Raw genomic sequence first — 22,086 nt, forward strand, 5'->3', positions numbered from 1 at the left:
AAAGATAGGGGATAGGGTATTTTATCCTGACATCCCCCCTATTAAGAATTCCTGGGCAAAGGCGATCGCCTCCTGGATAGTCGAAATTTTGCCTTCAATTTGAGCGATAGCAATTTCTGTGAGTAACTTACCCACCAGTGGCGAAGGGGCAATGTTTAGTGCTATCATAAGCTCTTTACCGCTCAATAACGGAGTGGTATGAGCCACCAGGTCATTAGGGTTGAGGTAGCGGCAGATTAAGGGTGCGATCGCCTCTACCGGTTGTCTATAAGCCATCGCTAGCACTACTGTTGACAGGAAAGTTGACCCTGACTCTTGGAATAAAAAGTACTGTTCTCGTAATGATAACAAGGGTGCTTGGAGTCGGGGAAACAACTTCAATGCAGAAATCACCGCTTTGATTTCCATCCGACTATAGGTCAAGTTTTGTAACTCAGTCTCTGCAATGTCAGGCTGAGGATTAACTAAACAGGCAATTTTCGCGATCGCCAACCAAGTTGTTTTCAGGGTATCACGCAGATATGCTTGTAAATAGCTGTCGATACCTGGATACATTGCCGCTAACTCTGCTGCTGCATCATCAACAACTGACAGCTTTGCCCAGCTTTCTCGGTTCGCACTGGGAAATAAATCTTTTAATAAACCATCTTCCCCAGCAGATTGTAACCAAGGAGTACCCTCAGCATTCGCCAACATATAACCTAATTCCACCCGCGATCGCTCTGTCGCTACCTCAGATAATCGTGGGGCTAGAGTCCGAATAGTTACCCGTGTTTTTTCTTCCACGGAGAAGCCCAACTGTGCTGCCTGTCGATATCCCCGCAGTAAGCGCAACGGGTCATCAGCTAAGTTTTGCGGCGATATCATGCGCATAATTTTCTGGTCTAAATCAACACATCCATTTAATGGGTCGATGATTTCCTGAGTATGGGGATTATAGGCGATCGCGTTAATTGTAAAATCCCGTCTTTGTAAGTCTGTGTACAAATCATCCCCTTCCTGTTGAGCAAAATCCGCAGTACTCCCAGGAAACACCACCCTGGCAATTTGTCGCTCTGCATCCAATAACACAAAACCCGCTTGATATGTCTTGGCAATTTTCCGCGCTACCTCTACCGCATCCTTAGCCACCACAAAATCTAAATCCAAATACTCCCTCTTTCTACCCAAAAGAGCATCCCGCACCGCACCACCCACCAAATAAACAGGTTGGGGTAACAAATCCCAAGACCAGTTTGCCGCAGCTAAAGCTTCAGATAGAAGTTCTTTATACATCGTAATGAAATAAATCCCATATTTTGCAAAATAATCCTTCAGCTTAGGCTAGATTAACAATAAAGGTTCCCCAAATTGGTAGCACTATGTGTATTTGCGTTAACTGCCAGTATGTAGATCGCTGTCTTACCTACCATGCTGTCGAAACACAGCACGAACAACCTCACCTCAGCGAAACACCAGACTTTGAGCCAAAGGAACCATCCATTAACGTCAATATCCGCACAAAGGAAGATGTCATTGAGATGGAATGGGATGTAGTCGGTTGTCTGAGTTTCCAACAGGAAATTGGTAAATGGTCAAAATTACGTCCCGGTGAATTAGTCCCGACTTGAGTCTAGGTATAGGAAAATAGATTTTCGTTATCAGGGTCAAAGGGTGATACTTAACCGATAATAAATAGGTAGCCTTCATCGACTGCGTACAGAAAGATGTTCGCAGAACTTGGCATTAGCTATCAATCCTTTCCCTCTTCTGTTTTCCCATGTCCCATTCCCCCACCCCATACGGTTTAGCTCTCCATACCACCACCCCAGAATTGGGACTAGCCATCAGTAATTTTACTTCCGATTCTCGTTCCCAGGTTTGGCATCTAGAGCGGGAATTATCCAGCAAAATGCACTATCACCTGATAGAATTTATCCAACCCCAAACTTGGGCAGATTTAGGGTTTATTGCTGTTGCTAAAGGTCCTGGAGGCTTTACAGGTACAAGAATTGGTGTCGTCACAGCTAGAACCCTAGGACAACAATTGCACATTCCCGTATTCGCTGTATCTACCTTGGCTGCATTTGCTTGGGAAAACTTGGGTAAAAATACGCGGAATGCAAGTATAAATATTGCTGTAGAAATGCGTGCCCAACGGGGACAAATCTTTGCTGCCATCTATCAAACAACTCTTGATGGTTACGGATTGCAAGCCATAATTCCCGATACAGTCATGACTACAGAAATATGGCAAGCCAAACTGGCAAATTGGCATCAAGAGTATCAATTAATTCAAGCTGAAAATCAACTCGCCGCCAGCGTCAACAGTATCTTACAGCTAGCATACTTGGATTGGCAGTCAGGAAAGCGTCCTGATTGGTCGGAAGCTTTACCTTTTTATGGACAGCACCCCGTTGGATAATGCCTTGATTAAGCAAACATGATATTACACCCTTCAAGATGTCGAGTGGTTGATTGCAGATATCGCTTCCTCGCACCAAGCTAACCATTCTGTCTCGAAGCGGATACCATTCCGTAAGGTGAGATAGGGAAATAATTCTTTCTCTGACAACTTTTCTGGGTTGGGGAAGGAGTTTTTTTGAATCTGTTGATAAACTGCAAGTCGTTCTTGATGCATGACTCGGTGATTCTCCAGTTCAATTAATAGGGTCTTCCGAGATACTGCAAAACCTGCAAACATCTTGACCAGTAACTCATCCCGTAACGGTGCAACCTCGCAGGGTGTCTGCATCCACTTCTGTAAAAATACTCTTCCCTCCGGTGTAATTGCAAACATCTTTTTGTCTGGACGACCTTTTTGGGCGATCGCCTGACTTTCTACTAATCCCTGCTCCTCTAATTTCCCCAACTCTCGATAAATCTGCTGAAAACTCGCCTGCCAAAAAAAGCCCACCGAACCTTCAAAACGCTTCCTCAAATCATACCCACTACATGGACAATCCAAAATTGTCGCCAAAATTGCATGAGCTAGTGCCATGGTTAACAAATTCTCCCCTTGACATATTCAATTAGTTGATTATAGACTAACAATCATAGTCAACAAGTTGAATATAGATTTAGGAGAAGTCGCCATGTTGAAATCTGCGCTCTATCAAATTCAACTACCCGAACAGCCGAATGCAGTAGTATTTGTGAATGGGATGATTGCCCGCGATCGCCATGGTTTTTTCTGGCTCTGGCGTAATTCCAGCAGTATTCGTCAATCGACAGTCAAAGCACCAGGTTGCATCCAAGTGAAGGCAGGAATCTGCGGTCCCAAGGAAATTGTCATGGTAAGTTACTGGGAATCAGAGCGCCATTTGATGGACTTTTTCCGAGGTGCTGATCATCGACACATGATGCAATTTGCCAGACGTCATCCCAATAGTCTCTGCCTTTACAATGAAACCTATCGTCCCTCCAAAAGTGGCAAGTATAGCCATGAACCCCAAGGAATGGCAGTTGTTTATGGAGTTTAGGCACTGGATTGCACATTACCTTGATTTCTCCACCTGTTTATGAAAACCAAGTACAAAGGCTGTAGGGGCAGTTTCATGAGATATTCGTGAATGATTGAAGTATATTTGTAAACCTGCTCTTACTGTTTTGTGAGACATACGGCATGACAGCTGTTTCCCTGCAAAGATATTAGTTTTTAACCAGCCTTTGTAAACACAGTATAAAAAATTGGCAACATATGGGCAAAGACAGACAACAATAGCGATAGCTAGACTTGAGATAATGCCAAACTATGCAGCCTATTCGTACATTCAATGTATCTCCCTCCCTGCCTTCGCAACTAGAACCCCTGCGAAAACTGGCATATAATTTACACTGGGATTGGAACGTTGAAACCAAAGACCTATTTCGGCGTTTAGACCCAGACCTATGGGAGTCCAGCCACCATAACCCAGTGCTGATGCTAGGAAGTATTAGCCAAGCACGGTTAACGGCAGTTGTCGAGGATGAAGGTTTTTTAGCACAGATGGGTCGTGCTGCCCAACAGCTAGAAGATTATCTGCAAGAGCGGACGTGGTATAAAAAAAATCGCCATCAAGGACTAGTTAATCCCAATCACTCTGGAGAGTGTTACGCCTACTTTTCAGCTGAGTTTGGACTGACAGATTGTTTACCCATTTACTCCGGTGGTTTAGGTGTGCTTGCCGGCGATCACCTGAAATCAGCTAGTGATTTGGGTTTACCTTTAGTGGGTGTTGGTCTACTTTATCAACAGGGTTATTTTGCTCAATACCTGAATGCAGACGGTTGGCAACAAGAACGTTACCCGATAAATGACTTTTATAATATGCCATTGCACTTGGAGCGTAATCCTGATGGTTCTGAGTTAAGAATTGGGGTTGATTATCCGGGAAGAACTGTCTATGCAAGGGTGTGGCGAGTTCAGGTAGGTACGGTTCCTCTGTATATGCTCGATACCAACATTGAACCCAATAATCCCTACGACCATGATATTACCGACCAACTCTATGGGGGTGATATCGATATGCGGATTCACCAAGAAATGATGTTGGGGATTGGTGGAGTCAAGATGCTAAAAGCATTGGGCTATAATGTCACCGCCTACCATATGAATGAAGGTCATGCAGCTTTTTCTGCCCTGGAACGGATTCGGAACTTAATTCAAGAGCAAGGGTTAAGTTATGCAGAAGCCAAACAGGTTGTAACTTCCACCAATATCTTTACTACCCATACTCCCGTTCCGGCAGGGATTGATTTGTTCCCCCCTGATAAGGTATTACATTATCTGGGTTACTATGCAGATATTTTCGGCTTACCGAAAGACCAGTTCCTAGCCCTTGGTCGTGAGAATACAGGGGATTTATCCTCACCTTTCAGTATGGCTGTATTAGCCTTGAAGATGGCAGGTTTTTCTAATGGGGTGGCACAGTTGCATGGGGTAGTGTCACGGCAGATGTTTAAGGATTTGTGGCAAAATTTACCCGTGCAGGAAGTACCAATTACGGCAATTACTAATGGTGTTCACGCTCGTAGTTGTGTTGCCAAGTCTACCCAAGAATTATACGATCGCTACTTAGGTCCCAATTGGTCATCCGTTGGCACCGATCATCCTGTGTGGGAAAGGATGAATGCAATTCCCGATGAGGAACTGTGGCGCAACCATGAGCGCTGCCGTTTGGATATGATTTTATATGTGCGGGAGCATTTAGTGAAACATCTGCGCGATCGCGGTGCTTCTCCCAGTGACATTGCCCAAGCACAGGAAGTGTTAGATCCGAATGTGTTTACCATTGGTTTTGCTCGACGTTTTGCCACCTACAAACGCGCTACCCTGTGGATGCGTGACTTAGACAGGATTAAAAAGATATTACTCGGTAATAAACACCGGAAAGTTCAGTTTGTGATTGCCGGAAAAGCCCATCCTAAGGATATCCCTGGTAAGGAACTTATCCGTGATATTAACCACTTTATCCAGGAACAGGATTTACATAAACAGGTGGTTTTTGTACCCAATTACGATATTCATATTTCTCGTCTAATGGTGGCAGGATGTGATATCTGGTTAAATACACCCCGTCGCCCAAGGGAAGCTTCTGGTACAAGCGGAATGAAAGCAGCGATGAACGGATTACCCAATCTCAGTGTTTTAGATGGTTGGTGGGATGAAGCTGACTATGTGCGCACTGGTTGGGCAATCGGACATGGAGAAATGTATGATGACCCCAATTATCAAGATGAGATTGAGGCTAATGCTCTCTATGAGTTACTAGAAAAGGAAGTTGTACCCCTATTCTATGACCGTGATGCTGATGCCTTGCCTCGACCCTGGATTGCTAAAATGAAAGATGCCATTCGTTTGAATTGCCCTTTCTTTAATACAGCCCGGATGGTGGGAGAATATGCCGAAAATGCCTATTTCCCCGCGAGCGATCGCTATCATGATTTGACTGTGGATAACTATGCTCCCGCCAAGGAATTAGCTGCTTGGAAAGCGAATCTCAGCGAACATTGGTATAATATTATCGTCAAAGAAGTCAATGTATCTTCTGGCACTGATATTGAGGTAAATCAAACCGTCGAGGTCAAGGCAAAAGTTGACCTGGCTACCCTGAATCAAAATGATGTGCAGGTCGAATTATATCAAGGCGCAATTGATGCCAATGGGGATATTGTCAACGGTGTATCTGTAGTTATGGACTACCAAGGCAATGAGACACAAGGATTAAGTACTTACACGGCAAATATTACCTATACAACCTCTGGTTTACAAGGTTTATGTTTGCGTGTCTTACCCAAACATAAATACCTCTCTTCCCCCTACGAACCAAGATTGATTTTGTGGGCAGATTAATTTCTGTTTGTCCATCTTCCATAGGATAGAGCTTTGTGAAAAATTTTTCACCAGTCCGCGATCGCGGACTTTTTTGTTTATGAAGATGTGAAAAGTATCAATCACGGAAATGAGAGTCTTGGTGGTGTTGATATACAAAGAAGCGATTCTCACGAATGATGATAAAACCTTGCTTTTCTACCCATGGATCATGAGCATATTGAATATTGTTGAGAAAATCACAATTTTTCCTGCAAACAGGCTATTTTGATGATTACAATCTGTCTAGCCCCGACTCAGCCAGGAAACAGGGTGTATTGACTTGGCAAAAAGTTAGTTGCATATTTCTCCTAATTTGCACGATATATAAGTTAGGAGAGAATCATCAACTTCTATCCCATCTCAAGAGCGATCGCTTTAGCGAACCGTAGATTTATCGCCATGCAATATCCAATTTCCTAATAGTCACCAAACCATGTCCCCTGACAGCAACCAACATTAGATAATAGTTTAGAACTAATGACATTTCCTGCCGATGACATCAAATCAACCTGGGAGGGAATGAATTTTCGACTCTAGAAGCAGAGACAATCCCATAAAACAATCAAAACTGCTAGATTGACAAAAATAAATTTGCAAATTATTTGACAGATTTTTCGCCTATATCCTGGCAGATTGTTGTATAGAAATTAACTTGATTTTGGTATTTCCCTGGAAAATCTCTATATTAAAATCCCTAGGAGTGCTGTTACTATGTCCCAAACCCCTCTCATCCGACCAGAAATACCTTCTGGCTCCTTAATTGATAACCGCTATATTATCCAAAATCTCTTAGGACAGGGAGGATTAGGGCGTACTTACTTAGCATACGATACCCGGCGTTTTAATGAACCATGTGTCCTCAAAGAATTTGCTCCCGTGGGTACTGGTGCAAGTGGAATTGAAAAATGTCGTAATCTCTTTAAGAGGGAAGCTAAAATTCTCCATCAACTAGAACATCCTCAAATTCCTCGCTTTTTAGCTTGCTTTGAAGGGGATGGACGATTGTTTTTAGTACAAGAGTTTGTCAATGGCAAAACCTACTCTGCATTATTAGGCGATCGCCAAAGCCAAGGTAGAACTTTCCCTGAAAACGAAGTTGTACAATGGCTCAAGGATATGTTACCAGTCCTGGATTACGTACACCAGCACCACATCATCCACCGTGACATCTCCCCTGACAACATCATGTTACCCGATGGCAAATCCTTACCAGTACTGATAGATTTTGGTGTGGGTAAGCAAATAGCTGACCTGAATGACCAAACTGGTGCACATACTCAGAGAGGAACCTATGTTGGGAAAATGTCCCTAGTTGGGAAAGTCGGATACGCACCCCGTGAACAAATTAGCTTAGGGTTATGTTCTCCCAGTAGTGATTTATATGCTCTAGGAGTCACCGCGATCGTTCTGCTCACAGGTCGTGACCCTTCATTTTTAATGGATCAATATTCCTTAGAATGGAGATGGCGCTTCTATACCTTTGTTAGCGATGATTTTGCCCGGATTCTGGATAAAATGCTGGCAGATACCCCCAGACAAAGATATCAGACATCACGAGAAGTTCTCGCTGATTTAGAAAGAATCGGAGAAACACCCCAACCCATACCTCAACCTTTACCAAACCCAATCCCAGATATTCCCCATACCCACTACTCCAGAGAACCCCAACCTCCCGTCACCAATCAGAGTCAACCGACAGAAATTGCCGTCAATACTTCCCAACCCCATCCATCCACAAATCAGAAAACTAATTCCCTCACCGATGTTTTTCTCAAAAAATGTCAACAAGAATTAGCTTACTATATCGGACCAATGGCAAATTTTCTGGTTGAGGACACACTTGCAGAAAACCCACAAATATCTCCCTATCAATTTGTCGAACTACTCGCTAGAGAAATACCAGAATCCCAAGCATCCCTAGAATTTACTCGCAAAATGTTTTCCTAAATTTGCAGGGTTTCAAATCCTGCAAACTAGACTCTTCTCAATTATCCACCTGTTCCCTCATGAGTATTTCCGGGAGGTCTTTTCAATCTTCGCATCGCCATATCTAAGCTCAATTTCATCCGTTTAAATGCTTTAGCTAAATTACCAATCTCATCATTTGATAATTCTTCAAATTCCACATCCATATGTCCTGTACTCACCTCTTCTGCCACACGAGTAATCCGTTTTAAAGGACGAACAACTTCCCGATTTAAGAAGATATTCACTAATAAGATTGTCACGAAAAATATTAAGGAAACAATTAATGTGATTCCTAGGGACGACTGATGGGCTTTTTGAATTACCTTACTCGCAGGAACAAAAACAATTTGCGCTCCAATAATCTCGTTTAATTTCCAATTAAATCCATTCGCTGTTCCATAGCGAGTTAACATACTTTTCGGTGCTACATCCGGTGTACTGTGACACTGAAGACAAGTTTCCTTCGACACAGACAGGGGACGAGCAACATAAAAAATATCTCCTCCTGGTAAGCTGCGAAAATCACTAATTTCCTTGACTTTCGGCTGACTTTTAAACTTGTCCACAATTGTGGTTTCAAACGCATCCGCTTTATCCCGAATATTTGTGGGATTCAATGTTGCTTCCTTATAAAAGAAATCCCGATAATCTCCTTTTTTACGCAGATTCTCAAAGACTTCCCTCGCAGAATAAGCGGGTACACTTTGAGGTGCAAATGAAGTTGCTAATTTTTCCTTCAGTTCTGGGGTAATTTGACTATCAGTGTATTCTCGTACGGAAATCATGGTTTCCATCAACATTAATGCGGTTGATGTGACTTCACGTTTAGCATTTTGAGTCAGAACAGATGATAATACCAAGCCACTAATACTTAGTCCCATGACCAAAATTATTGTCAGGAGTATTGTAAACTTTTGTCGCAGTTGTAAATTTTTAAACATATCATTGATTTTCAACCGTAAATAACAAATAGGAAATGGTCTATGGATTATCCAATTAATATTTTTATTTATTAGGGATAAGATTATTGTATTACAGGAAACAGCCTATCAATATGATATTTAGATTAAAATACCATATCTGAGTAGATATCATTGTGAAACCTGCTATCATTGGGAATGATATTGACCAGACTCATTGTCTAGCAGCAGTAATTTGCCTACAATTTAATTACTCTCTATAGTTTTCTGTCTCATTGTCACTTTGATTTCGCAATCTTCGCATTGCCATTTCTAAGCTCAGTTTCATTCTTTTAAAGGCTCTAGCTAAATTGCCTATCTCGTCATTTGATGTTTGATGAAATTCTGCTTCCAAATGCCCAACACTCACAGCTTCTGCAACATTTGTCATCTGTTTAATAGGGCGAATAATTTGCCAATTCAACAAAATATTAATTAAAGCTGTCACGAGAATAAAAACGAAAAATACAATCACGATAATTATAAACGCAAATTGATTTGCCTTATTCATTACAGCTGTAGCTGGCAGGGAAATAATTTGTGCGGCAACAATATCATTTAATTTCCATTGAAATCCATTCTTATTACCATAGATTTCAACCATGGTTTTGGGTGCAGCTTCCGGGGTACTGTGACATTGCAGACAGCTTTGATGTGATACGCTTAGAGGACGAGCGACATAGAACATATCACCTCCAGCAAAGGTACGATATCCAGTTACTTGTTTTAAATTACGATTTTGATAAAATTTTTCAATAATCTGAGCTTCAAAAGTATCAGCTTTATCGCGAAGATTGGTAGGATTAAGAGCCGCTTCTTTATAGAAGAAATCTTTGAATTCTGATTGTTGACGAAAGATTTCAAATACTTGTCTAGCGGCATAGGCAGATACAGTTTGGGGCAAGAACTTTGTGTTTGATTGGCTCGCCAGTTCCGGAGTAATTTGTAAAACTGTATATTCTCGGAGGGCAGTAATATGTTCCATTAATGCCAAAGCGGTAGTGGCAATTTCTTGCTTGGCATTTTGCTGAAGTACTAGGGAAAGAGCAGTTCCGCTAGCAGTCAAGCCAAATGCTAGAATGAGAGCTAGAATGATGTTGAATTTTTGCTTGAGGTTAAAATTGTTAAACATATTGACCCTCAAGGAAATATTTTTTGGAAAAACTCATATGTAACAAGATTAATTTCAATTGCATCTTCTGTGTCTACTCACCAAAATATTATAGAGCTACGGAGTGCTGAATAATGCCGAAAGGCAGGTGCTGAAAACTCATATCTTATCCATCTATTTTTACTACACATTTATTCCACAATATTCAGTAATTGGATAATTATTAACTAATGGTTTGGAATCAAGGACATTCTTTATTTGGAGGGCGTTATCTGATTGAGAGAAGATTAGGTGAAGGTGGCATCGGTATTACCTATCTTGTCAAGAATCAACATGGAGAGGCACGGGTAATTAAAACCCTGAAAGAAGAAATCATTAATCATCCCAATTGGAAACGTCATCGCGACAAGCTACGGCAAGACTTTCGGGATGAAGCGGTACGTTTAGCTGTGTGTCGTCACCCCCACATTGTACAAATTGAAAATACCTTCGATGAAGGAATTTTACCCTGTATGGTAATGGAGTATATCGAGGGTGAGGATTTAGGTAAGCATCTGCGGCAGAAGGGAGTATTGACAGAGGCGGAGGCACTGTTATATATCCAGCAGATTGGAGATGCGGTGATGGTGATTCACCATAAAGGTTTGTTGCATCGAGATATCAAGCCACGTAATATTATGTTGCGTAGTGGCAAATCGGAAGCTGTATTAATTGATTTTGGCATTGCTAGAGAATTTATTCCCAATGAGGTACAGAAACATACAGTCTACCGTACTCCCGGTTTTGCCCCTCCGGAGCAGTACGAAGTGGAAGCACCACGGGGAGAATTTATTGATGTCTACGGTTTAGCGGCAACTCTTTACAGCTTAGTCACGGGAGTTGTTCCCACTAGTGCAGATGATAGAAGGAGAAATATTCCCCTAGAAGCACCGAAAAATTTTAATCCGCAGATTAGCGATCGCCTTAATCAAGCTATTTTAGATGGTATGGATATGGAATCCAATTGCCGTCCCCAATCCGTTGCTGCATGGTTAGATTTACTCAATTATCAACAAGTTAGAGTCACTCAAATTAGCGCTCCTGTTGAAGTCACACAAATTACTCCCCAAGCTCAGATTCCACCACAAGTAAAAAATTACAATTGGCAATGTCTGCGTACTCTCAAAGCTCATAGCAGTATGGTACATAGCATTGCAATTAGTCCAGACAGTAAAATTATTGCAAGTGGAAGTAGCGATAGACACATACGCCTTTGGGAACCCCAAACAGGTAAGCAAATCAAAAAATTGGGAGGTTGGTTTCCCAGTCATGGAAGTATGGTACATTGCCTCAGTTTTAGTCCTAATGGTGATATGCTTGCTAGCGCCAGTTGGGATGAAACTATCAAGTTATGGTTGATGGCTACGGGGAAAGAAATTTTTACCCTTAAAGCTCACACTAACAGTGTCAACTCCGTTGCTTTTAGCCCTAATGGGCAGATTCTAGCTAGTGGCAGCAACGACGCTACGATTAAATTGTGGCAAGTGGTGACAGGTCGAGAAATTACTACCCTAAGTGGACATCATGATATTGTGGGGTCGGTTGCCTTTCATCGCAGTGGAGATATTTTAGGCAGCTGTAGCGCGGATAATACCATCAAGCTTTGGCAAGTCAGTACGGGTAGGGAAATTAATACCTTGGTAGGGCATAGTTTTTTTGTGAACGCGATCGCCTTCAGTCGAGATGGGGAAATTCTAGCTTCTGCTAGCAGCGATCACACAATTAAACTTTGGGAAGTCCGCACAGGCAAGGAAATCCGTACCCTAATCGGACACAATAGTACAGTTTGGTCAGTTTGTTTCAGCCCCGACAGTCAATTCCTAGCTAGTGGTAGTTGGGATAAAACAATTAAAATCTGGAATACACAAACTGGCAAAGAAGTCAATACATTAGCTGAACACAATAATTATGTACGGGCGATCGCCTTCAGTGCTAATGGGGCGATGTTAGTTAGTGGTAGTGATGATGCGACAGTGAAGATTTGGCAACGGGGGTGAAGTGGTGTTTGGTGAATTTGATGTTTATTTTCGAGGTTTTGGGATTCCTCTGTCTAGGGTTTCTTGAGTGGCGATCGCCGATTTGTCAAAATGAAAATAGTAGAGAGATGAAATTTCACTTCTCTACTATACAGTCTATGGAAAAATATCGATATCAGAAATTATCTTTAGCTCTCATGATTGCAGACAAAATCTGAGCGGACAAATCCCATTTTTCCTCTATAAGCTACTTGGAACCACTGAAAACCATCGGAACCATCTACACTTCTGATGACACGAAGATTAGCTCCCGCCGGAATTTGCATAATTTGGCGACTCTTCTGTCCTGGGGCTCGACGCATTGTCAGACGACCACCAACATCATTGGTGCAAACATAAGCAATATAACCGGAACCAACTCCTGGACCAACTTGTGCAACTGCGGGTAAAGTGGCAGAAGAAAGAATTAAAGCACCTGCAAATAAAATCTTCAACATGATTTGAAACTCCTAAAATTGTGATGCAATGAAAAAAGATATTAAAAGGGTTTATTCTAATTGCGGAGAGAAATTATTCTCCACTTCTTGATTGAATTTCCACGTACAAAGTATTAAGTTTGTACATCTTCACGTATTTCAACAATTGACTTAACTCTTTACGATTTTTTAGCCCGATACACCCTGATGTCCCATCCTCACCATTATTTTTCTCGTAGGAGGGATCGTAATGAATACCTAATGCAGTCCTGCCAGTTTCAAATTTCGGTGTTAGTGGAAGAAAGCGATCCCCAGCTTCAGCAATCGTGCCGCGAGTTGTTGATTTAGCGACTCGATATTCACCATTTGGTAAAGGTGCTTCAGTTCCAGAACGATTACGGTCTTTTGTTTGAGTATGCGCTCTTCCGGAAACAGTCATGAAGGAATAAACCTCTTGACCATTGACAAACAAACGCAACTTGTATAGTGGGTTTCTCTGGGAATTATAATATTCCGTTGGAGATAAGATCATATAATTACCATTTCTGTTATATCTAGAGTTAGTAGATATTTCAGGTGATAAATCATTTCTCCTATCATTCGTTTCTGTGAAGTTCACAAAATCCGGATTTTCGCTCACTGACGAACTCGGCAAATATGTATTTGCATCTAATTTTAATTGAGGTAAATCAAAAGTAATTTTGTGATTTTCTGTTCCCTTAAGTTCTGTATTAACATTGCAATTTGCAACGGTGACACAACTCAAAGACATCAGGATGAATCGTAGCATTCGTAAATAGTTAATTGTGATATGTCTTGACTATAAATGCTGATTTTATAACTTCACATCAGGAATTATTCTGATTTTTCTTTTTGAGTAAAATATGTAGTCACCGTAATTACGACAACAGTATCACCAGTCAAATTGTAAAGATTGCATATATCAAAATCTCATGTAGATATTCGCAGCAGAATCTGGCGATCGCGCTTTGCACGGCTCCCCTTGAGAGCATTGCGTAGTGGAACAGAACTCTATCGCCCTTTCCCTGATTTCTCAATGCAATTGCTAACATTTAAATCAAAACTCTTGCTAATTGGGAGCATGTCGGTATGGATGAAAATACCCAGGTGACACCAGATAAGCAGATACAAGTTGGTGGGGGGATGCCAGTGATTCAGTACTGGGCAGAAAAAACCCTATCACCTGATGGTGTAAAAATTTGGCAGACTCTATTCCATAAAAGTGCCTGTCTTTCCTGTGCATGGGGAACCGGTGGACAAAAGGGGGGATTTGTCAACGAAGATGGGGAAGTTTTACAGCGCTGTGCGAAGAGTGTAGAGGCGATCGCCTCGGAATTACAACCCCCTGCCAAATTTCACAAATTGTATAATTTAGAGCAATTACAAAATCTGACATCAGAAGAGGCAAATAACCTCGGACGTTTAACCCATCCCCTCATTCGTCGAGCAGGTAGTTCAGTCTACAAGGAAATATCCTGGGAAGAAGTGTATCAAATTGCTGAAACATCTCTGCGTAAATCCCCCGAACGGATTGCCTCCTATAGTTCTGGACGTTCCTCCAACGAAGCTGCCTACCTGCTACAGTTAATGATGCGATCGCTCGGTTCTAATAACTTGGCAGATTGTTCTGATTTATGTCACGCAGCTTCCACCGTTGGTTTAAAACAAATGTTTGGCTCTGGAACCTCGATGGTAAGTTTGGAAGACTTAAAAAAATCTGATTGTGTTGTACTCATTGGTTCCAACGCACCCGCAAATCATCCCCGATTGATGAATGAGTTAATTAAGTTGCGATCGCGGGGTGGTAAAGTCATCGTCATTAACCCCATAGTCGAAGTTGGTTTAGTTAAATTTGCTTCCCCTGCTTTTCCCCTCACTTCCCTACTCCCAGGTTCAGAAATTTCCTCTCTCTATATCCAACCCATACCTGGTAGTGATGTTGCTCTCTTCCTCGGTATCCAAAAATCCTTAATCAGTCAAAATCTTCTGCAATTAGATTACCTAAAAAACCATACAATTGGTTGGCAAGCAGTACTAGAACAAGCAAAATCCACATCCTGGGAAACCATTACCCAAATCTGCGGTGTCAGCAAACAGGAAATAGAGATTGCTGCTCAAATCATCGGTACTTCCCAATCAGTTATCTTTGCTTGGGCAATGGGTGCAACTCAACAGGACAATGGGGTAGATAATATTTTTAGTATCGCCAACACTGCTCTAATTACAGGTAATGCTGGTAAAATTGGCGCAGGAACTATGCCCATCCGTGGACATTCCAACGTTCAAGGTTTTGGCTCCATGGGGGTAACAATTCACCTCAAGGAAGAAATTCGTCTGACTTTGGAAAAATTACTGCAACGTCCCTTGAGTCGGGTTCCTGGTTATGATACCCGTGGATTAATTGCAGCAGCAGCGAGCAACCAAATTGATACTCTGATTTGCTTGGGTGGTAATTTATACGCCGCTAATCCTGACTTAAATCAAGCAAAAGATGCCCTTGCTAACATTGAAACCATTTTTTATATTGCCACAAAGCCTAATCAGGGACATTTCCACGGTTTGGCAAAACATAATACAATCATTATTCCTGTTTATGCTCGCTTTGAAAATCCCCACAAAACTACTACGGAGTCAGGTAATAATTTTGTCCGTCTGAATGACGAGGGAACCACCCATCTCAAGGATGCAAATTTAATTTCCGAGGTAGAATTCATTACGGAAATTGCCCATAGAATTCAGGGAGATACCCCTGTAAATTGGCGTAAACTTCAGGATACTCAATATGTTCGCCAATTAATTGCTCAAACTATCCCTGGTTACGAAAAAATAGCCGAAATTGACCAAGAAAAAACGGAATTTACTATTTCCCAGCGTATTTTTCATAGTCCCCAATTTCCCACTCCCACGGGAAAAGCGTCAATGTTCGCCACACCCTTACCCCAATTAACCTTACCCACTCCAGCAGATTTCGGTTTACCATCATCAATCCCAGCTGTAGTAGTTGCGTTAATTACAGGACGTAGTTATTCCCAACATAATACAGTAGTATATAGTCCCGGTGATAAATATCGCTCCATGCCTCACCGTAATTGTATTTTGATGAATATACAGGATGTGGAAAGTTTGGGATTAACAGAACATCAACGTGTGACTGTTCAAGGTGATGCGGGGAAGTTAGAACAGGTGGAAATTATTTATGGTTCAGTACGTCAAGCTACTGCTTTGATGTTTTATCCAGAGGTAAACGTGATTTTTAAAGCCAGAATTGACAAGCGTTCCGGTACTCCTGCCTATAAGAGAGTTCCCGTTGTTATCTATCAAGAATAATATCAGAGGTTTTGGAGGAAATCTTGACTAGGGATAATTCATGATGAGTGGCGATCGCTGATTCAGATTCTGCAATACTATGAACCTGATATCTAGAAATTTCCTGAGCCATTTAATCATTTGTTGTAATCACCACAAGATTTAGAAAAGGTGCAAGACTTACCACTAGACGGAATTATCACCAACCGTATCGAAATCATGGCTCCCCTGATCAAGGGAAAATAATCTCACTGTATTGAAGTGACTGTCACTCACACCTAGCAGTAAAGCTCAAGCACATTTTTTTATCGATTCTGACTTATCCCGGTTTTAACTCTTCGGTGTCACTGAAGGTTTGGGGGTAGGTTTTTCTGTGGGTGTAGATGTAGGTGATGGTTTTGCTGTAGATGTAGGTTTGGGTGTGGGTTTGGGTTTTTCTGTAGGTTTGGGTGCGGGTTTGGGTTTCTCTGTCGGTTTGGGTGTGGGTTTAGGTGTCTCCGTGGGTTTCGGTTCTGCTGGTTTTTCGTTTAAGATTTTTTTCGCTTCTTCATCCAGGAGCATCCGCGTTTTTAAATCCGCAATTCCCGTTTCTGCTAACTTATTTTTCTTCTGAAATTGTTTGACTGCACTCATGGTTTGGGGACCATAGTACTGGTTCCGCGCCATTGCTGGCTTGAGTTTTAATACTATATTCAGGTTTCCCTTCAGGGTATACACTATCTGTGCAGCTAAGTCTTGGGTAGCTTTATCTGCTTGTCCATTGACATCTTTGAGTTTATACCCTTTCTGGAATTCTTTAATTGCAGCTATGGTTTCTTTATCTGTTAACGCTCCGCTTTTAACCTTGACTTTGTAACCTAGTCCATAGAGAACTGCTCGGAATTGCTGAGGTTTATAATCATTTCTGGTAATAGCAGCAGATGCTGTATTTGTCGCGATCGCGCTGATTACCACACAGGTAGTGGCAATTGAAAGACTTGATTTTTCTAACCCACACCACATGGATTTTTCTCCTTGCATTTACTAAATCGAGTATTTACTTTAACAGAGGCATTGTAATTTTTTTTAACCTTCTTTTTACCGAGAGTTAACGATTTTTGATTAAGTAACAACTTTGAGTCAGATTGATTTCTGGCAACCTTACACTTATCCACCAGTTGCCCGTCATCCTCCTGAAGAGATAGATTGGAGTCGTTGCCCTTATTTTTTCAGTTCCTAGGGTACAGATAAAAGTATTTTTTTATACCTGAGAATAAATGTTTAACAATCAACCAGCAAAATCACCTGTTCTATGGCTTGAGCGTTTAATGGCAGTAATGACTATTGCCAATTTAGGTTTAGTCTTATTTGATTTAAGTTATCTTCCCTGGCGAGATTTTTACCTGCGAAAACTGCCCCAGGTGACTCAAATTTATGATCCCGTTAAAGGAATAGAACCCCATCGAGAGGTTACGAATTACCTACAAACAGTCCAAGAATTAGAAAAGCAAGTTAATCAGACGGGATTACAGTCATCTCAGGTTGCAGAAAAATTAGGGCAATTACGCAACTTGAGTGATGAACTTATTACCAATAACCCATTTGCGATCGCCAATAAGAGTGGCACCCTCGAAAAAATCAAGAATCGCATGCGTCTCCACATCGCCACAGAATCCCGCAGCCCAGAAAAATCTGCAAAAAAAGCCTTCAGCGTGTTTTGGAGTCAGGAACACCTCAAAAAACAGGGCTGGGAACCGCAAATAAACTTTTTTAACCGTGAAATTCGCCCTCTCATGACTACTGCCTACTATCGACAAATCGGTGAAAACGGTGATTTTATAGATAAGTTTTGGCACATAGACCTAATTTTTACGATTATCTTTACCTTCGAGTTAATCAGTCGCAGCTACCTGATTAAGAGTCGCCACCCAAATACCAGCTGGTTAAATGCTGTACTCTGGCGATGGTATGATTTATTCCTTTTAATTCCCTTTTGGCGCTGGTTGCGAGTCATTCCCGTAATTATTCGCCTTGATTCCGGCAAAATCGTGAATTTATACTCTATCCGCCAGCTAATTCACCAGGGTTTAGTTGCTAACTTTGCCGAAGAACTGACAGAAATAGTTGTGATTCGCGTGATTAATCAGGTTCAAGGTTCAATTAAGCGCGGTGAGTTAGTCGGTTGGTTGCTACAACAGGACAACCTCAAACCCTACGTAGATATTAATAATATTAATGAAATCGAAGCTTTAGGGGCGATCGCCATTCAAACCATTGTTTACCAAGTCATACCCCAAATTCAACCAGAAATAAACGCCATACTCCATCACAATATCAATACCGCCCTGGCTCAAACACCCATCTATCACAATCTGCAACTATTACCGGGAGTCAGTCATCTACAGACTCAACTCACCGAACAACTCTCCAGTCAAATCACCAGCAATCTTTACAATGCCATAGTCAAAGCCGTAGAAGACCCCGTTGCCGGGAAATTATCTAGTCAACTAGCACAAAATTTTACCCAAGCACTCAGCAGCGCAATTCAGCAAAAACAAGTACTTACAGAAATTCAAAGCTTACTCCACGATTTTCTCGAAGAAGTGAAAATTAACTATGTTCAACGCCTTTCCCAAGAGAATATTGAGCAAATATTGGAGCAAACTCGCCAAATCCGCCAGACAGCTATCAAAGATGAAAATGGGTAATGGGTAATAGAAAAAACACTCTTTCCCTTTTTCCCTCTTTTGCCTTGCTGAAAATAATTCTGACTTTTCGCTCCAGAAAAAATGCGCTAAACTCAATTTAGAGGCGAACTAACCAGTTCGTCACAAGACTTCTTGGAAGATATCCCTATCGCAGGAAGTGGGTAAGTGCCCACTTTTTTTATTTGGAATTATTGCATGACTCATCCCTTAGTCCCACAAATCATTGAACTGGCGGCACCAGTGGCAGAGCAACTGGGATTGGAGGTCGTTAGTGTCGTTTTTCATACAAACCAAAGTCCCCCAGTATTGCGGATAGATATCCGTAATCTTCAACAAGACACAGGATTGGATGATTGCGAACGCATGAGTCGTGCTTTAGAAGTTTCCTTGGATACGGCAGAAATCATTCCTGATGCTTATGTATTAGAAATTTCCAGTCCAGGAATATCCCGTCAGTTAACAACAGATAGGGAGTTTATTTCCTTCAAGGGATTTCCCGTAATTGTTTCTACTTCACCACCCCAAGGCGGACAGCAAGATTGGGTAGGGCAGTTAATTCGCCGAGACGAAACAAAACTTTACTTAAATCAAAAAGGTCGTGTAGTTGAAATCCCTCGCAACCTCATTACCAGAGTGCAACTGGATGAGCGTCATTAAGCCAAAATCTAGAGATTAGAGGCTAGGTATTCAGAATTTTCTTGGAGATCAAGGAATGGGAAGCAGTCACAAAATTTTCCCATATCCCTTCTCTGACTTGCTTTTCTAATCTTTATTCCCTAATTTCTAGCAGTTAATTTTTACAGGAGATATTTTTAGTTATGTCAATGATTAGTTTACAGGGTTTAAAAGACCTCCTTGAAAGCATTAGTCGAGAACGCAATTTACCTAAATCGGCAGTGCAGTCTGCGATTAGAGAAGCTTTACTCAAGGGTTATGAACGTTATCGCCGCGCTCAAAATCTAGAACGTCGTCAATTTGATGATGAGTATTTTGATAATTTTGACGTACAACTTGATATTGAAGAAGAAGGCTTTCGCGTAGTAGCCACCAAAACCATTGTCGAAGAAGTAGCTAACTCAGACCACGAAATCTCCCTTGAAGAAGTCAAACGTATGGGAGGAGAAGGTGCAGAGCTAGGACAAGAAGTAGTACTAGATGTTACCCCCGACAAAAAAGAAGAATTTGGTCGGATGGCAGCAATGCAAACCAAGCAAGTCTTGGCACAAAAACTACGGGATCAACAACGTCAATTAGTTCAAGAAGAATTCCAAGACCTAGAAGGAACCGTACTCCAAGCAAGGGTGCTACGGTTTGAGCGACAATCGGTAATTATGGCAGTCAGTAGTGGTTTTGGTCAGCCAGAAGTAGAAGCGGAACTACCTAAGCGGGAGCAATTGCCCAACGATAACTACAGAGCCAACGCCACCTTTAAAGTGTATTTGAAAAAAGTATCCCAGGGGCAGCAACGGGGACCACAACTATTAGTTTCCAGAGCAGATGCGGGATTAGTCGTGTATCTCTTCGCCAACGAAGTCCCAGAAATTGAAGATGAAGTGGTCAGAATTGTTGCCGTTGCCAGAGAAGCAAATCCTCCTTCCCGTCATGTCGGACCTCGAACAAAAATTGCTGTAGATACCTTAGATAGGGATGTTGACCCCGTTGGTGCTTGTATTGGGGCACGGGGATCGCGAATTCAAGTAGTAGTTAATGAGTTGCGAGGGGAGAAAATAGATGTGATTCGTTGGTCTCCTGATCCCGCAACCTACATTGCTAATGGTTTAAGTCCTGCACGGGTTGATGAAGTCAGATTAATGGATCCAGAAAGTAGACAAACCCATGTGTTGGTAGCAGAAGATCAACTCAGCCTAGCAATTGGCAAAGAAGGACAAAATGTTAGGCTAGCAGCACGTTTAACTGGTTGGAAAATCGACATTAAGGATAAAGCAAAATACGATCAAGCCGCCGAAGATGCTAAATTTGCTGAGGTGCGGGCACGTTATGAGCAAGAAGAAGATTTAGAAGATTTTGATGAAGAAGAGGAACTGAGTGAAGATTTGGATAATTTTGACCCAGAAGAGCCAGAATCAGAATTAGATGATTACCAAGACAAGAATCTCAGCACTCAAGACGAAGAGTGAAGATGAAGATTAAGCTCCAAGGATTTTCCGATACATCTGGGGGAGAAAAATACTAGATATTCAGTCACTATTTCTCCAGCAGGTTTCCATGGGAGCTATCGTAATATAGAGTTAGAGAATTGAGAACAAAATTATAATTTTGAGTAGCATTCATCAGATGTTGATATCGATGACATAGAGAAATGAGGTATTTGTGATTAGGGGTTGAGTGATAGTTGATGGCTCTATCCCTGATCACCAGTACTTTGACACCTCTTTGTCCAAAACTTATCTGGAATGCATCCCCAGAAGAGTTATAAAATTAAGGAGAAAATCAAAAAAAGAAACAAACCATCAAGAAACGGTAATAAAATAAAGTGTCTTTCCTGCCACCCACTGGTAGGTTGTACAAAAACTTATTCATTCAAATATAGGAGTAATGGAACCAAATTATAGACGTTGTATAAGCTGTCGAAAAATAGGGTTAAAGCATGAGTTTTGGCGGGTTGTCCGCGTCTTCCCTTCCATGCAGGTACAATTAGATGAGGGCATGGGGCGTTCTGCCTACATTTGTCCCCAAGCTAGTTGCCTGACAATGGCTCAGAAAAAAAATCGATTAGGGCGATCGCTCCGGACAGCAGTGCCAGAAACACTGTATCAGTCATTATGGCAGCGTTTAACCCATAGTTCATTGAATGAGTCGGTAAGTTAGCTGATAATTCTGTTATCCCCCAATCATCCCTCAAATGCTTGTCTGGAAAATTACACCTTCAGCATAGGAGTTGGGAAATTTTCAGACATAAGCACTGAGTCCCAATTCTCAATCCCTGGTCAAATTCTTCCACCCTCTGCGTAGGCGTTTACAGCGTCACAAAACCCATAGCAAAAAGTACTTTTTGTAATCCCAAGGTTTAGCCTCTTTTGCGGATTTATCGGCAAAAGTGGTAATTTGTGGCATCAGCATCGCGCTTGTAATGCCAAAATAGTAAATAGGTGTTGTTGGTACTGTCTCGACCAAAGTTGTTCGGGGCGAAGCAACAATTCCCAGAATATATAAGTTTATTGTGTTGTGGAAGACTCAGAATCAGCAAA

General features: G+C 41.7%; 20 protein-coding genes. 12 read left to right on the plus strand and 8 right to left on the minus strand.

Going from position 1 to position 22,086, the window contains the following annotated elements; translation table 11 throughout:
- Positions 1-21 precede the first annotated feature (21 nt).
- The gene (locus IJ00_RS19705) at positions 22-1,275 is read right to left on the minus strand and encodes a CCA tRNA nucleotidyltransferase (protein WP_035155828.1); all 1,254 of its coding nucleotides are present in this window, start codon (positions 1,273-1,275) and stop codon (positions 22-24) included.
- 86 nt (positions 1,276-1,361) lie between these two features.
- Between IJ00_RS19705 and IJ00_RS19710 the strand changes: the two genes are divergently transcribed.
- Both IJ00_RS19710 and tsaB read left to right on the plus strand, forming a co-directional pair.
- On the plus strand, positions 1,362-1,610 hold the full coding sequence (locus tag IJ00_RS19710) for a Ycf34 family protein (RefSeq protein ID WP_035155831.1): 249 nt from the start codon (positions 1,362-1,364) through the stop codon (positions 1,608-1,610).
- A gap of 149 nt (positions 1,611-1,759) precedes the next feature.
- The gene (gene tsaB / locus IJ00_RS19715; RefSeq protein WP_035155833.1) at positions 1,760-2,404 is read left to right on the plus strand and encodes a tRNA (adenosine(37)-N6)-threonylcarbamoyltransferase complex dimerization subunit type 1 TsaB; all 645 of its coding nucleotides are present in this window, start codon (positions 1,760-1,762) and stop codon (positions 2,402-2,404) included.
- A 33-nt stretch (positions 2,405-2,437) separates the two neighbouring features.
- Here tsaB and IJ00_RS19720 read toward each other — a convergent pair whose 3' ends face one another.
- A complete protein-coding gene (locus IJ00_RS19720; protein WP_035155835.1) occupies positions 2,438-2,980 on the minus strand; it encodes a PadR family transcriptional regulator in 543 nt (180 codons plus the stop codon).
- A gap of 94 nt (positions 2,981-3,074) precedes the next feature.
- Between IJ00_RS19720 and IJ00_RS19725 the strand changes: the two genes are divergently transcribed.
- The 4 genes from IJ00_RS19725 (at position 3,075) to IJ00_RS19735 (ending at position 8,281) form a co-directional block, all read left to right on the plus strand.
- Positions 3,075-3,461 carry an antibiotic biosynthesis monooxygenase gene (locus IJ00_RS19725; protein WP_035155838.1) on the plus strand — a complete coding sequence of 129 codons (387 nt, stop codon included), beginning with the start codon at positions 3,075-3,077 and terminating at the stop codon, positions 3,459-3,461.
- 272 nt (positions 3,462-3,733) lie between these two features.
- Positions 3,734-6,313: an alpha-glucan family phosphorylase gene (gene glgP / locus IJ00_RS19730; protein WP_035155841.1), complete on the plus strand. Its 2,580-nt coding sequence runs from the start codon at positions 3,734-3,736 to the stop codon at positions 6,311-6,313.
- A 206-nt stretch (positions 6,314-6,519) separates the two neighbouring features.
- Positions 6,520-6,723 (plus strand): hypothetical protein, encoded by a 204-nt coding sequence (locus IJ00_RS28470; RefSeq protein ID WP_168163510.1) that lies wholly within the window; start codon positions 6,520-6,522, stop codon positions 6,721-6,723.
- 322 nt (positions 6,724-7,045) lie between these two features.
- Complete coding sequence (locus IJ00_RS19735) at positions 7,046-8,281, plus strand: serine/threonine-protein kinase (protein WP_035155845.1); 1,236 nt, start codon at positions 7,046-7,048, stop codon at positions 8,279-8,281.
- A gap of 41 nt (positions 8,282-8,322) precedes the next feature.
- Here IJ00_RS19735 and IJ00_RS19740 read toward each other — a convergent pair whose 3' ends face one another.
- Together IJ00_RS19740 and IJ00_RS19745 are read right to left on the minus strand one after the other, a co-directional pair.
- Positions 8,323-9,243 (minus strand): DUF3365 domain-containing protein, encoded by a 921-nt coding sequence (locus IJ00_RS19740; protein WP_035155848.1) that lies wholly within the window; start codon positions 9,241-9,243, stop codon positions 8,323-8,325.
- Positions 9,244-9,472: 229 nt separating this feature from the next.
- The gene (locus IJ00_RS19745; RefSeq protein WP_035155851.1) at positions 9,473-10,393 is read right to left on the minus strand and encodes a DUF3365 domain-containing protein; all 921 of its coding nucleotides are present in this window, start codon (positions 10,391-10,393) and stop codon (positions 9,473-9,475) included.
- A gap of 209 nt (positions 10,394-10,602) precedes the next feature.
- Here IJ00_RS19745 and IJ00_RS19750 point away from each other — a divergent pair, with 209 nt between their 5' ends.
- The gene (locus IJ00_RS19750; RefSeq protein WP_035155854.1) at positions 10,603-12,408 is read left to right on the plus strand and encodes a serine/threonine-protein kinase; all 1,806 of its coding nucleotides are present in this window, start codon (positions 10,603-10,605) and stop codon (positions 12,406-12,408) included.
- 167 nt (positions 12,409-12,575) lie between these two features.
- On the opposite strand, the gene IJ00_RS19755 is transcribed toward IJ00_RS19750, so the two are convergent.
- Both IJ00_RS19755 and IJ00_RS29725 read right to left on the minus strand, forming a co-directional pair.
- Positions 12,576-12,884, minus strand: a complete 309-nt coding sequence (locus IJ00_RS19755) for an SH3 domain-containing protein (protein WP_052754500.1) — start codon at positions 12,882-12,884, stop codon at positions 12,576-12,578.
- A gap of 73 nt (positions 12,885-12,957) precedes the next feature.
- A complete protein-coding gene (locus IJ00_RS29725; RefSeq protein ID WP_238178369.1) occupies positions 12,958-13,395 on the minus strand; it encodes a L,D-transpeptidase in 438 nt (145 codons plus the stop codon).
- Positions 13,396-13,973: 578 nt separating this feature from the next.
- Between IJ00_RS29725 and IJ00_RS19765 the strand changes: the two genes are divergently transcribed.
- A complete protein-coding gene (locus tag IJ00_RS19765) occupies positions 13,974-16,211 on the plus strand; it encodes an FdhF/YdeP family oxidoreductase (RefSeq protein ID WP_035155857.1) in 2,238 nt (745 codons plus the stop codon).
- Here IJ00_RS19765 and IJ00_RS29995 read toward each other — a convergent pair.
- The gene (locus IJ00_RS29995; protein ID WP_256388820.1) at positions 16,195-16,323 is read right to left on the minus strand and encodes a hypothetical protein; all 129 of its coding nucleotides are present in this window, start codon (positions 16,321-16,323) and stop codon (positions 16,195-16,197) included. The genes IJ00_RS19765 and IJ00_RS29995 overlap by 17 nt on opposite strands.
- Before the next feature lie 197 nt (positions 16,324-16,520).
- On the minus strand, positions 16,521-17,210 hold the full coding sequence (locus IJ00_RS19770) for a peptidoglycan-binding protein (RefSeq protein WP_238178370.1): 690 nt from the start codon (positions 17,208-17,210) through the stop codon (positions 16,521-16,523).
- Positions 17,211-17,446: 236 nt separating this feature from the next.
- Between IJ00_RS19770 and IJ00_RS19775 the strand changes: the two genes are divergently transcribed.
- The 4 genes from IJ00_RS19775 to IJ00_RS27875 all read left to right on the plus strand — a co-directional run bounded on the left by IJ00_RS19775 (position 17,447) and on the right by IJ00_RS27875 (position 21,706).
- On the plus strand, positions 17,447-18,877 hold the full coding sequence (locus IJ00_RS19775) for a hypothetical protein (RefSeq protein WP_035155861.1): 1,431 nt from the start codon (positions 17,447-17,449) through the stop codon (positions 18,875-18,877).
- A gap of 195 nt (positions 18,878-19,072) precedes the next feature.
- Positions 19,073-19,534: a ribosome maturation factor RimP gene (gene rimP, locus IJ00_RS19780; RefSeq protein ID WP_035155862.1), complete on the plus strand. Its 462-nt coding sequence runs from the start codon at positions 19,073-19,075 to the stop codon at positions 19,532-19,534.
- Between the two features lie 167 nt (positions 19,535-19,701).
- Positions 19,702-21,015: a transcription termination factor NusA gene (nusA, locus tag IJ00_RS19785; RefSeq protein WP_035155863.1), complete on the plus strand. Its 1,314-nt coding sequence runs from the start codon at positions 19,702-19,704 to the stop codon at positions 21,013-21,015.
- A 418-nt stretch (positions 21,016-21,433) separates the two neighbouring features.
- Positions 21,434-21,706 (plus strand): YlxR family protein, encoded by a 273-nt coding sequence (locus IJ00_RS27875; protein ID WP_082127362.1) that lies wholly within the window; start codon positions 21,434-21,436, stop codon positions 21,704-21,706.
- Positions 21,707-22,086 lie beyond the last annotated feature (380 nt).

The organism is Calothrix sp. 336/3, assembly GCF_000734895.2.
Classification (GTDB): Bacteria; Cyanobacteriota; Cyanobacteriia; order Cyanobacteriales; family Nostocaceae; genus 336-3.

Bases quoted from the DNA above. Each gene is read 5' to 3' on its own strand.
- IJ00_RS29995 (WP_256388820.1), bottom strand. From the start codon at position 16,323: ATGGCTCAGGAAATTTCTAGATATCAGGTTCATAGTATTGCAGAATCT.
- rimP (WP_035155862.1), top strand. From the start codon at position 19,073: ATGACTCATCCCTTAGTCCCACAAATCATTGAACTGGCGGCACCAGTG.
- tsaB (WP_035155833.1), top strand. From the start codon at position 1,760: ATGTCCCATTCCCCCACCCCATACGGTTTAGCTCTCCATACCACCACC.
- IJ00_RS19770 (WP_238178370.1), bottom strand. From the start codon at position 17,210: ATGCAAGGAGAAAAATCCATGTGGTGTGGGTTAGAAAAATCAAGTCTT.
- IJ00_RS19720 (WP_035155835.1), bottom strand. From the start codon at position 2,980: ATGGCACTAGCTCATGCAATTTTGGCGACAATTTTGGATTGTCCATGT.
- glgP (WP_035155841.1), top strand. From the start codon at position 3,734: ATGCAGCCTATTCGTACATTCAATGTATCTCCCTCCCTGCCTTCGCAA.
- IJ00_RS29725 (WP_238178369.1), bottom strand. From the start codon at position 13,395: ATGATCTTATCTCCAACGGAATATTATAATTCCCAGAGAAACCCACTA.
- IJ00_RS19775 (WP_035155861.1), top strand. From the start codon at position 17,447: ATGTTTAACAATCAACCAGCAAAATCACCTGTTCTATGGCTTGAGCGT.
- nusA (WP_035155863.1), top strand. From the start codon at position 19,702: ATGATTAGTTTACAGGGTTTAAAAGACCTCCTTGAAAGCATTAGTCGA.
- IJ00_RS19705 (WP_035155828.1), bottom strand. From the start codon at position 1,275: ATGTATAAAGAACTTCTATCTGAAGCTTTAGCTGCGGCAAACTGGTCT.
- IJ00_RS19735 (WP_035155845.1), top strand. From the start codon at position 7,046: ATGTCCCAAACCCCTCTCATCCGACCAGAAATACCTTCTGGCTCCTTA.
- IJ00_RS19755 (WP_052754500.1), bottom strand. From the start codon at position 12,884: ATGTTGAAGATTTTATTTGCAGGTGCTTTAATTCTTTCTTCTGCCACT.
- IJ00_RS19750 (WP_035155854.1), top strand. From the start codon at position 10,603: ATGGTTTGGAATCAAGGACATTCTTTATTTGGAGGGCGTTATCTGATT.
- IJ00_RS19745 (WP_035155851.1), bottom strand. From the start codon at position 10,393: ATGTTTAACAATTTTAACCTCAAGCAAAAATTCAACATCATTCTAGCT.
- IJ00_RS19725 (WP_035155838.1), top strand. From the start codon at position 3,075: ATGTTGAAATCTGCGCTCTATCAAATTCAACTACCCGAACAGCCGAAT.
- IJ00_RS19710 (WP_035155831.1), top strand. From the start codon at position 1,362: ATGTGTATTTGCGTTAACTGCCAGTATGTAGATCGCTGTCTTACCTAC.
- IJ00_RS27875 (WP_082127362.1), top strand. From the start codon at position 21,434: ATGGAACCAAATTATAGACGTTGTATAAGCTGTCGAAAAATAGGGTTA.
- IJ00_RS19765 (WP_035155857.1), top strand. From the start codon at position 13,974: ATGGATGAAAATACCCAGGTGACACCAGATAAGCAGATACAAGTTGGT.
- IJ00_RS19740 (WP_035155848.1), bottom strand. From the start codon at position 9,243: ATGTTTAAAAATTTACAACTGCGACAAAAGTTTACAATACTCCTGACA.